The 14593-nt window shown below is 42.9% G+C and carries 12 protein-coding genes; all 12 read right to left on the bottom strand.

Annotated features, from left to right (window positions below):
* Window positions 1–47: 47 nt before the first annotated feature.
* Window positions 48–881 (bottom strand): glycosyltransferase family 2 protein, encoded by an 834-nt coding sequence (locus ACMGDE_RS09665; RefSeq protein WP_436832580.1) that lies wholly within the window; start codon window positions 879–881, stop codon window positions 48–50.
* Between the two features lie 18 nt (window positions 882–899).
* On the bottom strand, window positions 900–1445 hold the full coding sequence (locus tag ACMGDE_RS09660) for a WcaF family extracellular polysaccharide biosynthesis acetyltransferase (RefSeq protein WP_436832579.1): 546 nt from the start codon (window positions 1443–1445) through the stop codon (window positions 900–902).
* 25 nt (window positions 1446–1470) lie between these two features.
* The gene (locus ACMGDE_RS09655) at window positions 1471–2637 is read right to left on the bottom strand and encodes a glycosyltransferase (RefSeq protein ID WP_436832578.1); all 1167 of its coding nucleotides are present in this window, start codon (window positions 2635–2637) and stop codon (window positions 1471–1473) included.
* Window positions 2634–3797, bottom strand: a complete 1164-nt coding sequence (locus ACMGDE_RS09650) for a glycosyltransferase family 4 protein (protein WP_436832577.1) — start codon at window positions 3795–3797, stop codon at window positions 2634–2636. Before ACMGDE_RS09650 ends, ACMGDE_RS09655 begins: the two co-directional genes overlap by 4 nt.
* A gap of 135 nt (window positions 3798–3932) precedes the next feature.
* On the bottom strand, window positions 3933–5492 hold the full coding sequence (locus tag ACMGDE_RS09645; protein ID WP_436832576.1) for a hypothetical protein: 1560 nt from the start codon (window positions 5490–5492) through the stop codon (window positions 3933–3935).
* On the bottom strand, window positions 5479–6534 hold the full coding sequence (locus tag ACMGDE_RS09640) for a CgeB family protein (protein WP_436832575.1): 1056 nt from the start codon (window positions 6532–6534) through the stop codon (window positions 5479–5481). Before ACMGDE_RS09640 ends, ACMGDE_RS09645 begins: the two co-directional genes overlap by 14 nt.
* Before the next feature lie 7 nt (window positions 6535–6541).
* Entirely contained in the window at window positions 6542–7336 is a 795-nt protein-coding gene (locus ACMGDE_RS09635; protein WP_436832574.1) for a glycosyltransferase family 32 protein, read from the bottom strand.
* An 85-nt stretch (window positions 7337–7421) separates the two neighbouring features.
* Entirely contained in the window at window positions 7422–8579 is a 1158-nt protein-coding gene (locus ACMGDE_RS09630; protein ID WP_436832573.1) for a polysaccharide pyruvyl transferase family protein, read from the bottom strand.
* Complete coding sequence (locus ACMGDE_RS09625; protein WP_436832572.1) at window positions 8576–9940, bottom strand: lipopolysaccharide biosynthesis protein; 1365 nt, start codon at window positions 9938–9940, stop codon at window positions 8576–8578. The genes ACMGDE_RS09630 and ACMGDE_RS09625 overlap by 4 nt, the downstream gene beginning before the upstream one ends.
* 187 nt (window positions 9941–10127) lie before the next feature.
* Entirely contained in the window at window positions 10128–11225 is a 1098-nt protein-coding gene (gmd, locus tag ACMGDE_RS09620; RefSeq protein WP_436832571.1) for a GDP-mannose 4,6-dehydratase, read from the bottom strand.
* 37 nt (window positions 11226–11262) lie between these two features.
* Window positions 11263–12201, bottom strand: coding sequence for a GDP-L-fucose synthase (gene fcl, locus ACMGDE_RS09615; protein ID WP_436832570.1), 939 nt, complete (start codon window positions 12199–12201; stop codon window positions 11263–11265).
* 20 nt (window positions 12202–12221) lie between these two features.
* Window positions 12222–14579 carry a GumC family protein gene (locus ACMGDE_RS09610; protein WP_436832569.1) on the bottom strand — a complete coding sequence of 786 codons (2358 nt, stop codon included), beginning with the start codon at window positions 14577–14579 and terminating at the stop codon, window positions 12222–12224.
* Window positions 14580–14593 lie beyond the last annotated feature (14 nt).

Genomic DNA, 14593 nt, shown 5'->3' with positions numbered 1-14593 from the left:
TTTCGGTCAAACCGTTGGGCAACGGATATCCACTGCTATCCAAAGTTTTATTCTTTTTCTTTTTTTACTAGCTCATTAATTTTGCAATAGATTTCCGTGAAATAGGCCATCTTCAATATCGCGAACGCGAATCCGATTGCACCGTCGCGAAAACCGCCCATGAGGAAAAAACTGCCCAGAAAAAAAACAGGACCGATAAGCGGCGTCCGCATCAGCTTATACTTGATACGCTGTTTCCACGTTAGGTCAGCTTTTTCAGCCGTCTCCATCATCTTCAGGTATCGGGAAGCTTCCCAGCTGGAGTACTCGTTATGTTTATTGACATAGTGGGCTACCCCTCGGAAGTCCCGATGGTCGATCTTCTCATCAATGAAGCCTACTTCGCCTGTTAGTATTGGATGTTCATGAATTTCCATATCCAAGTGGCTCCATTGTTTTTCATCGATGTATTCGTATTCACCGGCGCCAACCTTGAACAAGGCCAGTTTCTTCAATGGATAGCCTCCTTTTAACTTTTTTCCCATGAAATAGATCGAGTAATTCAACCAATAGCCTACTTTTGTCTGATCGGATAACGCTCTTGCAACCGCCTGCTTGAAGGCGGGCGTAACGTATTCGTCTGCGTCAATAAACAGTACCCATTGAGTATCCGGTGTATGGTTGCGAAGGTACCAGTTGCGTTTTTTAGGAAACTGCCCGTTCCATTGAAAGTCGACGAATACCGCTCCGAACCGTTCGGTGATGACCCTTGTTTGGTCTGTACTTCCCGAATCGACCACGACAATCTGCTTCGCAAAATCGTTGCCTATTGCTTCAAGGCATCCCGGAAGATTTTTTTCTTCGTTTTTGGCGGGAATAACAATGGTTAAATCTAATGTCATAAGCTCTTATTAAGCGATTTATTCCAGTTCACGCGGCATCAAGGGTTTGGCAGGGAAACCCGAACAAACCATCCAAGGCGGTGTGTCTTTGGTGACCACGGAGCGCGCTCCGACCACGGATCCCTCGCCGATAGTCACTCCTGGGTGGATAAATGCTTCCGCCGCGATCCAAGCATGGTCTTCAATGACGATGGGCTTGGTGACTAAGGGGAAACCTTTCTTGGTGTAATCGTGTGTACCTGCACAAATGTAGGCCCCCTGTGAAAGAACCGCCCGTTTGCCGATGGTGATCTTGCCTTGGCTGTATAGGTTGACGCCGTTGGCCACGCCGCTTTCATCCCCGATCTCCAGATTCCATGGGGCCCAGATTTTTACCCTCGGATAGACATGTACCCCTCGGCCGATTTTGGCGCCGAATAAGCGTAATAGCAGCGTACGCCACCCGTGGAAGGGGCGGGGAGAATATCGGAAAAGAACAAGATATACTAAGCCCCAAACCGCTCTCATGATGCGGTTACTTAGCGAAAATGATGCTCCTGTGTAGGTGTCGGTATTATAGGTCATTCATCTAGTTGTTTTAGCGATCTGTTTATTTTAGTGCATTTATCAGATTATCGGCAGCACGTTCCACGGTAAATTGTTTTTCATACGTCATCTTCGTAGCCAAGGCCATGCCATCGTGTTGATTTCGGCTCATTTCATGCCAATTTTTTAACAGGGAATAAACCCCTTGCTCTGTATCGTCAGCTACCAACCCGCCCCCGCTACTCGTTATTTCCCGCCAGATATTCACTTTGTTGCTGATCAATACCGGTTTGCCGCAAGCCATGGCTTCCACAATGGCAATACCGAAGTTTTCCTGATGGCTGGGGAGTATAAATACCTCACATCCATATAGTGCCCCCCACTTGGCATTGCCAGTCAGCATGCCCGTAAATAAAATTTGAGGAGTCGTTTGTGCAAGCGCGACTATTTCCCTGCCGTAGGGAGTATCCAACCCCGGACCCGCAATAATCAGCGATGGGAGTGTGCCTGCTTCGCTAAGCAGTTTTTGGTAGGCTTTGATCAGGAGATCTACCCCCTTTTTTTCGTGGACCCGACTTAAGAATAACCAATAGGACTGATCGAACGTAATGGGACAGGTGACTTGGAAGTCATGCGTGAGCTTGACCGAATAGGAGGGAGGCGGCTGTATACCATAGCCGACATTCATCTCTTTTTTTGGATGGTATAAGCGGAACGTTTCACGGGCGAGCAGCAATTCCTGTTCGCATGTAAACAATATCCCATCCGCATTGTTGACAAGATACCGTTCAAATAGACGCCAAAAAAGCCAGTTGCGCAAAGCCTTCAGTTTGCGGCCAGGGGCTTTTTGGAAATAGGGATCTAACATGCCGTGGGGCATCACGAATAACTTCGGCGCGTTTTTGTGTTGGGTTTTGTATTGTTTTAATGCCCTGTAAGTGCCATAGCCGTTATGCAGCCACAGGCCATGGATGATGACGGTATCAAAGCGGTGCAGGTTGTCCAGCAACCAAGCGCGCAACCGCGGACAGTAGGCATATGGCCCTTTGGCGGGGCCGATGGCATGGATCGTGAACGTATCACCGCCCAAATACGGTGCGTCGGGCATATCAAAGCAAACCACCTCGTTGGATACACCGAGTAGCTCCAAAGCAGGAATGCTATTCCGTATACCCTGTGAAGGCCCCCCGTGTGCGGGGTTCATGCTGGCGATGACGCGGAGTACCTTCATTCCGGAAGAATTTCGTTATAAATCTTTTCTATGTTATTCAATGCGTTTTCGGCATCGAATCGTTTAACATTTAGAAAACCCTGATCAATCAGTTGTTGTCGATGCGGATTGTTGAGAACACTTTCCAGTACATTTGCAGACGTCTGCGCCCATCGCGCTACATCTTCAAGATTTCCATTCGGCCGCCTATCGATGTATGTTGCGGCGTTGCCTCCTACCTCATTCATGGGTGCGTCATTGGTTGTGACTACCGGACATCCCGAAGCCATGGCTTCTATAATTGGCCATCCGAATCCTTCTGCAAATGAAGGAAATAAAAGAACGTTTGCGGTTGCGTAAAAATCCTGGACCTGCGAGTCGCTTACGTCTGTCAGGGGAAAAATGTCTTGTTGATACTCGGACTTTTGGTGGGCTTTATTGAGCGATTCGTTTGGTAGGGCTCCAATTAAAACCAAGGGTAATGTTAATGAGGATTGGCGACGCCAGGCCGTATATATTTCGATGACTCCCGGACGGTTTTTGTACCATTGATTGCCGCCGACATGCAGCAGAAAACCTGCCGATAGCTTAAGATTAAATTCTTTTTCAAGCGCTTTTCTTACTATTGTAAGGTCTGTTGCGGGTTGAAACTTTCGGTTGAGACCATTATAAACTACTTCAGATAATTGTGGTTTGGATATTAAGAATCGATGAAGATCCCTTTTTGTTTTTTGTGAAATGGAAATAAAATTTTTGCCTTTCCGGTACCCTCTTCTAATAAATGCTTGATAAGCTTTTCCAGACGCACCGGTTGGGTTTTCGGGGATTTCACCTAGCGCGCTGCGTTGTGCTAAAAAGTCGTGACAATGAATAACATGCGGGAATTGCACTAAATAGGGGACCCAGGGACCTAAAGCATGATCAGTAAAGACATACAAGGTGTCTGAGTTGCTTTTTTTTAGTTGTTTCTTAATCCATAATGGGAAAAGCACATATTGGTCAATGTATCCCATCCATTTCTTTAGTGCGCGTGGGATAGGAAAGCGATAAAACACTGCTTTTGGTGCCCATACAGTGACTTCATGCCCACGATTTTTCATGCTGTTAGCAAGCCAATTGGTGTAGCGTGGCATGCTTTGGGATGGAAGGAAACGAGGATGCGTGAGGAAAGTGATTTTCATTCGGGTCCTGTAAAAAACTTGTTTGACAATTTGACAATATACCTGTTCCTCATCTCGGCCATAGAGACAACCATATCCAGTGGTCGTTCTGAAATTTGATATTATCGTTACGTGTAGGGCTATATGTCGGTATTTTCATTTACTCCGTATAAATATTTTTAAGACGAAAATGACTATCCAAAACGTAAAGCAATCCTGCCAAAAACCCCTCATAATGTAACTAAGATCAGTTAAGCAACCATTTGCATTGCGAAACATTCCTAAAAATCCAAATACATTTATTAAGCCTAATGTGGAATATACTATGCCCTGTGAGCCATACCATACATAGCAATCCAATAGCTTGAATACCAAAAAGAAAAAGATGTACTGTATGAGAAAATATAGATAACCAAAGGTGGCTAAACCATCACCAACGTGGCTGGTCACCCGAAAGGATCCCAATAGTGATTTTCCATCCACTATTTGATATAACATGTCACCACGTGAGTATTCCAACTTGGTTTTGTCGATTTGAATACCCAGGAGGTTCAATATGGACGTAGGATATGTTGCAAGAGCCTTCTGCGTAAAATCATCAAGCATCACCTTATTTCCATAGCCTATCTTATCGGCATAATAAATAGTTCTGTCGGAAATCCGCAGATTCCCAAATCTATTTAGCATGAAATTATCTAAATACATTTCGTCCCATCCTTCATTATAAGAGATTACTTCATTTTTTTCTTCAAGTGAAACGGAACGCAACCGTTGCATGAGTTCTTCATTCTGTAATGTTTCTATGGTTTTATTGAATAACTCAAAACGACCAACATTCCCACGTACTCCACGGGTTGCCAACATTGCTAGAGAAATATCGGATACTAAATTTAATCCGAAAACAATAACGATCCCTAAAACGACGATTCTTATAAGTGAAAAGTGGCGAAAAATGGAAATATTATGTTTTAACAGAAAGAGAAAGTATAACAATATAATGGTCAATATGGGGAATAGCATTGCCAACCGACTATTGGTAGCAAAGCTCACCAGAAATAGTACGACTACATATACCCAAATAAATATATTACGCCGACGATTGTAAGCTATGCCCGATAATGTAGGAAAAAGCATAATTAGAGGTGCATATTGCAGATAAGTCAGCCCCGCTAGAAGTTTATTGCCTACATCTCCATATTCTACCTCACCCGCTACTGACAACTGCTGTACGCGTATCGCTAAGCCCACCAATCCCAGCAACCACAAAATTCGGGCGTCTGTTTCAAAAAAACCCAATTTATACAACGCTCGTTGTATTGCGTTGTTGCTTTTTTTCTTTTGGACCACAGCCGTATAAAAGGCCAGCGAAGAAACAATAAATAACAATGTTTCGTGAAAAAAAGTTTCGTAAGCCATTCCGAATTCGTAGGCTATCGGCTTGCCTTCAATCAACGTGGCTATTAATGGTATGTACCTGTACAAAAACATTGATAGAAACATCAGGAAAGCAAACGGGTGCATCAGAATAATACTGCGTTTTAAAAAGTATGTGCGGAATATCGCCCATACTATCAATTCCATAATGCAACCGCATAGATTTTCCCACGATGGAAATACGATTAGTTCGATAGCAATGGCAAAGTATAATAGAATACCCAACCATTTCCTGGATAAACTGATAATATCATCTTTAGGCATTGTTTTAATTGCTTGCATCTCTCATCACTACTTCTATCAGTCTTTTAATCGTCTTTTCGTTTGAATAGCCCGAGGTTTCGCATCGTAATGTACCTGCTTTTGCTATTTTTTTTCGGTCGTCATCGTGAGCAAGATAATAAATACACTTTTCCAATAACTCCTCATCAGATGAAAAAAAAGCGGCTTCCTTTCCTTCCTCAAACAATGCCAAATGTTCCTCGGTACGCTCAGCAAGCATAAAACCCCCACACGCCGGGATTTCCATTGTTCGGGTCGTTTGTTGATCAAAGTTCAGTTTGCGTAAAAAACATAACGATATTTTAAACGCCTGCAATGCTTTGGAATAGTCCTCGGAAAAAACTCCAGGGAGAATTTCGAAATTGGGTGCGCCTTTATATTTATTCCACCGTCCATCGCCAAAAACCTTTACTTTGATTCCGTTTTTTGCTAGATATGAAATGCTCTCACCCCGTTCTTTTTCCCACATACCAATAAATCCTACGTCTCCACCCAAACGTTTTACCTCTTCATTTGTAAGTACATGTGGATAATGAAATTTTGATTCGTAGCTATTGTTTTCAAACTTAATATCTTTTGCTCCCAATCTGCGCATATCGTCTAGGATGTACGACTTGTTTGTGAAAATATGGTCATACAATGGAAGACAATTTAGATAATTTTGACTCTGGTTATGCCTAAGCGCCATATTGTCGGGCGAATAACTCACGATCTTTGTTTTGGGCGAGAGTTGTTTGATATCCTGTAAGGTTTCGGGATTTATAGTAATTCCCTTGTCTATCCAAACAATGTCATATGGTTGTTGAACATTTGCTTTCCTGACCAATTCTCTTATTTTCATGTTTGCGCCTGAAATATCTGGTAAACGGATTGGCAGTTTTAACCTCCAAAACAAATGGTAAGCAATCCGATATCCTAGGGATGTGGACTTTTCCGAAGTATTGACCACGTCTATGATATCGGCAACTTTCTCCAACGCCCAGTGGCGGTGCAGGCAAGTGTTACTTAAACCAGACATATTTCCGACTGAGAGGATTTTCATTGATCAGTCATTTTACGTGGATTATAGCAAGGTGAAACTTCGCTAAAAACTTTTGTGATGAAGTCTTTAAAACATGTAAAAGTTTTCCTTTCTTTGGATTTGTCCCTTTATAGTTAGGCATTTTCCCCTCATTCCCCGGACGCCAGCCCCCCGCTTCGCGGTGAATGCTGTAAACACGCTTCATTGATCTATATTGGGGAGAATCAAAGTAATCAGAAGGATATACATGAATGCCTTCCTTCAGAAGTTGTTCATCATCACGAAAGCCGTCACAATCATAACCGTAATTACGAGCGACTGTAGCCATAATTTCCGGACTTATTGTCAAATCGAATTGAAAATTAGGAGGGAAATTTTTACTCGTTGTTCGTATAAAATGCCGTTCGGTATAAAAATCAAGACAATCTTTTATAAAAGGGTGTTTCTTTTCGGCGCCAAAACAATGGGCGGTTAGCCAATGATATTTATTGCCATGGCCTTTCGCACCTGCTTCATTTGCTATAAACATACGGTTGTCCAACACCGAATCAAACGATTTAAATACTTCTATGTCTGTGTCGAACCAAATTCCCCCATGGTGATAGACCGCGTAAAGTCGTATAAAATCAGAAGCAAAAGCCCATTTGCGTACGCTGACTGCTTCGTTGGCAAAGGTGTTGTTAATTTCGGCTAATTTTTTTCCATCCCATAATACATATTCATAATCGGGCATAAATTTTTTCCATGTCGCCATTAACTCTTGAATATGGGTGGGTATAGGTTCGCCGCTAAACCAAGAGTAATGAATTATTTTGGGAATCATATGGCTATTTTTTTAAGGCAATGTTTTACTCATCTTAATAATGACAATAAAGCTATTGCCAATTGTTAAATAGTGTTCGAGGACATTAGTTTTCTATTGCGCTTATTAAAAAATCGACAGAAGATTTTTTTAACTTTTCAAGCTTATTCCTGACTCTATTCCAATCAATTGGATCGTGCAACTGTTCTTTAAAGGTTAACGAGTCATTTTTCTGATACACCCTTGATTCTAATTCCAATTCCTTAAGAATGTGTAGAGCCCTATTTCGTCCATAGGAGTGTTGATTGTCGATAAAGAAGAAAAGGAATGGTTTTTCCATAATGATGGAAAACAAAAGTCCATGATAACTTGATGTCAATACAAATATTGCATGCTGTATTGCAGCAATCCATTCCGGTGTTGTATAGTAATGATTTTCATAGATTCCTAATTTGTTAACCGCACCTTCGTAACCTTCAGAAGAAACATACTTAAAATCTATATCTGTTTCGGATAGATATGTTTCAATTTGAGGCCATGCAATATCTTCTACGGTATTGAAATTTATGAGATAACCAAGGATATATTCTTTTGAGGGGGGTGGGATCGATTCAGTGAGCTTTGTATAGTCCTCTTTTTCCAATAATAATGTTGGATCTAAAACGACTTGTGGATTTAGACAACCTGCTTGTTTCAACAGAGGAATCCCTGTTGGTTCTCGAAGAGAAACACTATTAAACCTTTTCAAATAGATTTCCAATTCCTTTACTAGTCTAGGGTCGTCAGGAATTTTTGACATACCAGCCGCATAGGAAATACGCTTAATGTTGTTTTCTCCAAACTGAAGAAAATATACTTTATCGTAACCATATCTTCCTCCCCAATTCCATATTTGGTCGCTACCTGCAATATAAACGTCCGCGGTAGGGGGTCTTTTTTCCAATTGTTCAATGGTTGTATATAACTCTTCTGAAAACTCAAAGTGTTCTTTATAGAAATTTTCGAAATCGCGACGCTCCACCGACAAGTTAGTTGTTTTTACATTGTCTGCTTTTGACGGAGATAATTTTCGAAAAAACAAATAAATTGCCTTCGCTATTTTTCTTAGTCCTTTTTCATCTTGCAATGTAAAAGCTCTTTTATATTGGATCAAAAACGCATCATAGCCTGATTTTCTTAAGAAGGTCTGCAGCGCGTATGCTTGCAATAGTTGTCCGTAATTTTCCTTAGCATTGCCTAATGTAGCTACTCCTATTTTTTTCATAAATGATTACTTTTTTCAAATTTTTTTAACATATATTTTGTTTCAACTAAAATTTCTTGGAAAATTCCCTTGAAATTGGACTCTAATAACTTATTGACTTCCTTCATTGTGAATATTAATAACGACAATTCTGTAATTAATAAAACAATAGGAACCACCTCAATTTTTGAATAAATCACTAAAGAGATGTACGAAAATATTACTCCTGCAACTTGCGTTAAAAGGAATACCAATGTAAATAAGCCATGTTTATTGGTTGCCAATAAAATAACACTTGACAGTCCCCATAGACAGGAAACAAACAATACGGCCAACATACTCGTGAAGAAATCGCTGTAAAATACAACCGCATGATTTGTCCACATCATAAAAATTAACTTTCCTGCAAACAACAGTAAAATTACCGCTGCTAGACTGGTTAATATGGTAATAATAAATGAACGGTAATATACTTTGCTTATGGTGTTCTTGTCTTGTCGCCCGTAAGCATTTGATATTTCAGGATAAATGGAATTTCCGAAAGCATTTATAAGAGAACGCAAAAAATTAACCAGGGTACGGGTTGTGGTAAAGGCCACAAGAATCGTTGACCCAAGCAATGCGTTAACAACAAATATCATCCCTTGATTTGTAACTGCAAAGCCCAATGGCACAAGCATAAATGCCAGAGAGGGTTTTACTAGGGATTTGAAAGTAATCCAATCGAAATGCTGAAAATGAAATGAAATTTTAAACCATTTTTGCGAACGATAATGACGATAAACAATCCCAATTAGTGCCGGTATGTTATAGGCAATAATCACTATAATGATGTTTGTTTGTAACAAAATTCCTAAGAACAGTATAAGCAGCCCTGACAATTGAATTATATTATCAATCATTGCACTTACATGTGCATAGGATTTGACGCGGTAAATGCCTGCGTAAACACCACCGTACATTTTTACAAAAACATTAAACAGCAATAAAATAAACACTATAGAGGTCTCTGTTTCCGTAAAAACTGTTGTGTTTAAAATACTTTTAAAACCGACCAAGAAACCTATAACAAGAACGACCAACATGAACAAGCCACCTACAGCTAAAACAAAAAGAAACGAATTTGTAAGTAATTTTCTACAGGCCACAAAGTCTTTTTGTTGGTACTTGATAGCAAATGCATTATTTGTGGCTTGGTTTAAGCCCATGTTACTCATGGTAAAGAAAGTCGAGAGTGCGGTTATTAAAATCCAGTCAGCATATTTGTCTACTCCCCACATTGAAATAAAAAGAGGTACCATGCCAATTTGATTGAGGAAATTAACCCCCATTCCAAATAAGTTAGCTGCGTAATTTTTTGCGATGGATTTATAGACAGACACGATGTTGAGTTTAAGATTTCTTTGGCTTCCTAGTTAAAGTCTATAAATTCTGCATGAGTAATCGTTACCTTTTTCTGTTAATTTGCTCAAATTCAAGATGATTTTGTACTAAATTTCTTTCAATCGTTTCTCGCAGACGAAGATATTTTAAGTTGACATTGACTAAATGCTTGTATATTTCAACGTTTTATCCCGCCAAGTGTTCCCATTGTGTCTTATTGTCCTTGCGGAAGATCTCGACGTCGGATGCCACCATTTCCTTGCAAAGCGCGGGCAGGTCATATTCCGGTTCCCAGCCGAGCTTGGTCTTGGATTTGGTCGGGTCGCCGATCAGTAACTCGACTTCCGTAGGTCGGAAATAGGCAGCGTCTACAGACACGACCTCCTGTCCAACGGAAAGCGAAAACTCGGGGTTCGAAACGGACTTAATTACACCCTTTTCCTCTATGCCCGTGCCGCTGAATTCCACTTCGGCCCCAACCTCGGCAAAGGCCATCTTGACGAAGTCGCGTACCGGTGTGGTGATGCCGGTGGCGATGACGTAATCTTCCGGGGTTTCCTGCTGTAAGATGAGCCACATGGCACGTACATAGTCTTTGGCATGACCCCAATCGCGGCGAGCATCCAGATTGCCTAAAAACATCTTCTTCTGCAAGCCGAGCGCGATGGCCGCCACCGCCCGGGTGATTTTACGCGTCACGAAGGTTTCACCGCGTAGCGGGCTCTCGTGATTAAACAAGATGCCGTTGCAGGCGTACATATTATAAGCTTCCCGATAGTTAACGGTAATCCAATAGGCATAGAGCTTGGCTACTGCATAGGGGCTACGGGGGTAAAAGGGCGTGCTCTCGCTTTGGGGCACAGCTTGTACCAGGCCATAGAGCTCAGAAGTAGACGCTTGGTAGATACGGGTCTTTTTTTCCAGTCCAAGTATCCGGATAGCTTCCAATAGCCGTAGCGTACCGATACCATCTGCGTTAGCCGTATATTCAGGTGTATCAAAGCTCACCTTTACGTGACTCATGGCCGCGAGGTTGTAGATCTCGTCGGGTTGGGTCTCTTGGATGATGCGGATGAGGTTCGTACTATCCGTCATATCCCCATAGTGCAGCTTGAACCGTACGTTTGCGTCGTGCGGGTCCTGATAAAGGTGGTCAATACGATGGGTGTTAATGAGTGAAGAGCGGCGTTTGACGCCGTGTACCATATATCCCTTTTCAAGCAGTAATTCTGCTAAGTATGCGCCGTCTTGGCCATTGATTCCGGTAACGAGTGCGGTTTTCATTGTCTTGATTTTATGCTTCTGTTTGTTGATTCGTTGTTTATCGTTCTGCATAGGTGTTTTGCAGAAAATCTTGATACGCCTTAGCGATTCCTTCTTTAAGCGTTGTTTTGTGTTCCCAACCCAAGCGATGCAGCTTGCCGACATCCATGAGTTTACGGGGCGTGCCGTCGGGCTTGCTGGCGTCAAATAATAGTTCGCCCTCGTATCCGACCACTTCTTTGATCAACTCCGCCAACTCCCGGATGGTCAGATCTTCCCCGGTGCCGACATTAATGAGCTGACGTTCGCTATAGTTATTCATCAGGTACACGGTGGCTTCCGCCAAGTCATCGGCATACAGAAACTCGCGTTTCGGGGTGCCGCTGCCCCATATCGTTACGCTCGGCTTACTTTCTTCTTTGGCTTCATGGAAGCGGCGAATGAGCGCAGGCAATACGTGTGAATTTTCGGGGTGGTAGTTGTCGCCGATGCCGTAAAGATTGGTGGGCATGACGCTGATGAAATCGCGGCCATACTGATCGCGGTAGGCCTCGCATAATTTGATGCCGGCAATCTTAGCGATGGCATAAGGCTCGTTGGTCGATTCCAACGTACCGGTCAATAGGTAATCTTCCTTCAACGGCTGAGGCGCCATTTTCGGGTAGATGCAGCTACTTCCCAGGAAAAGTAACTTCTTCACTTCGTATTTGTGGGCCGCATGGATGATATTAGCCTCCATGATCAGGTTATCATAGATGAAATCTGCCCGATAGGTATTGTTCGCCATGATGCCGCCTACTTTGGCTGCTGCGAGGAATACGTAGTCGGGACGCTCGGTAGCAAAGAAGTCATCTACAGCTTGTTGGCTGCGCAAATCGAGCTCAGCCGATGTCCGCAAGATGAGATTGGTGTAGCCCTCGTCTTTCAGGTAGCGTGTAATGGCGCCGCCCACCATGCCGCGGTGACCTGCGATGTATATTTTACTGTTTTTGTTCATAGCATGTTTTAGTGCGGTTGTTAACTTTTCGCCCAAAATTTCCACCAGGGTTTGTCTGAATGTCCATTATCATAATAACCGTAACCGTATCCTTGGCCATATCCGTATCCATATCCGCTCTTCGGGTCGATATCATTCACCAAGATAGCCAATTGTTTCATCTTTTGCGTGCGGTGTAGATCCTCCACGATCTGCAATTGGTTTTTATACGTGTATCCTTGCCGTACGAGGTACAACGAGAGATCTGCATATTTGCCCAGCAATTGCGCATCGGTCACCAACCCAACAGGAGGCGCGTCGATAATAATGCAGTCAAATCGATCATTCAAGTGTTGCATCAATTCATCCAGGCGGTGGCTGAGGATGGTCTCGGCGGGGTTGGGCGGGATGGGGCCTGATCCGATTAGAAGCAGATTTTCATGTATGCCGGAAGGCGCAAGGATTTCCCTCGGTGTTAAATCGGAATCAATGACGAAATTGGTAAACCCGACTTCATTGGGTTTATCCAATTTTGCAGATATATTCGGTTTGCGGAGGTCCATTTCCATGAGCACCACGCGTTTGCCCGAAACGGCGAAAATCATAGCCATGTTGAGTGCGACAAATGATTTCCCTTCTCCGCTCATGCTGGAGGTCAGCAAAATGGTCTTTTGGTCTGACCGTGGTAGGTAAAATGAAAGGTTGGTGCGCAATGCGCGGAACTGCTCAGCGATGGCTGAACGGGACTCTGGGCTGACGACTAGTGTCTCCTTTTTTGTGTTATGGCTGATTTCGCCTATCACAGGTACCTGTGTATATCGACTGATGTCCTCCTTGCGTCGAATACGGGTGTTTAATTGACTTCTTAGGTAAATAATGGCAGCCGGAATGATGAGGCCGATGAGCAACCCAGCGAACAGTGTTCTAGCTCGGCGGGGACTAAAAGGGAGTACATCTGCTTTTGGTGGATCGATAACTCTGATGCTTGGGATGTTGGCTGTTTTACTAATAGCCGTCTCTTCCCGTTTTTGTAAGAGGTAAACATATAATTCTTGCTTAATCTGTTGTTGACGAGCAAGCGCCAAATATTGACGTTCGGTAGCAGGAACGGTCCTCACCTGCGATTCGAATGCATCGGTTTTCTGACGAAGGCGATTACGCGTAATTTCTAATGTGCGCTGAGTGCCATTCACGTTTTCCAATATATCAGCCCGAAGGTTGCTCAATTGTCCATCGAGGTTTTGAACGGTCGGGTTATCCGGCGTCGCACTTAATAGTTGTCTATCCCGTTCTAAGAGCAAGGAGTTATATCGCTCAATTAAGGTACTGAATACGACATCTCCAGGCAGGATCGCGCTGGGAAGCACCCGCCGATTGTTCTCATCTTGCAGATATTCGCGTAGACTCGAAAGAATAGTCAATTGAGTTTCTACATTGGCTAATTCATTGAAGCTTTCAGAAGTGTTTTCTAACAAAAGTTGAGACTGAGCGGTGATATCTGCCAATTGTTGACTTTGTCGGAAGGTTTGAATGGTGTCTTCGACATCGCCCAGCTCTTCGGTAACCAATCGCAATCGATTCTCAATAAAAGAAATGGTGCTATCGGCAATCGTATTTTTATCCTTCAGATTATTTTCGGTATACGTTTCGATAACAGTGCGTAAAATATCTTCGCCTTTCGTTCTTAACGGATGGTCAAATGACAAGTCTATGATCGAAACCTGCTTATTGGTCACACCAACGGCCAAGCGGCCCATATACTGGCTAACCCGACTGTCGAAGGGGGCGATCTCGAATTTGTATGTTTTTTCGGTAAAAGAGACCTCGGGATTTTTGGTGAAAAGAAGGGTGCCTAATCCAGGCAATGTGGTTGGGTGATCAAAAAAAACCTCTTGTTCAAAATTTTCCGCGGTAATCAAACAGCTGAGCGAGTCTTTTAACGTGAGCTGATAGGAACGTCCGGTCAGCGAATCTGTATTTAGGATGTTGATATGGAATGGAACTTTTTGAATTTCAACATCACGAATATTGCCGGGAATAAAATAGGCAACCTGAGCATTGAGCTTTTGGATCACTTGCTCCATCAGGTATCGGGTTTTGAGAATCTCAGCTTCATTGTCAACCGAGTTGACCCCTCCGAACAGACTGGTAAAGTCACCCATAAATTCCGCCGGACTGGCACCGGTGGCCCCTTTTTGTTGGTCTGTAATCAACACTTTAGCGTTGATCTTGTATTCGGGGGTGCTGTAACGCAAATTCAAGTAGGCTATACTGATGCCGAGAATGGCGCAGATGACAAACCAATACCAGTTGGTCAGTACCTTGCGCAGCAGCTCTATTAAGCCTTTATTATCTTCCTTTGCTTCCGGCTCAAAATCCGTTTCTTGCCAATCCTTCATATATACAGTGTTAG

Origin of the sequence: Parapedobacter brassicae (assembly GCF_051400755.1) — a bacterium.
In the GTDB taxonomy this organism is placed as follows: Bacteria; Bacteroidota; Bacteroidia; order Sphingobacteriales; family Sphingobacteriaceae; genus Parapedobacter.
This window is presented reverse-complemented; position numbering and strand designations above follow the sequence as displayed.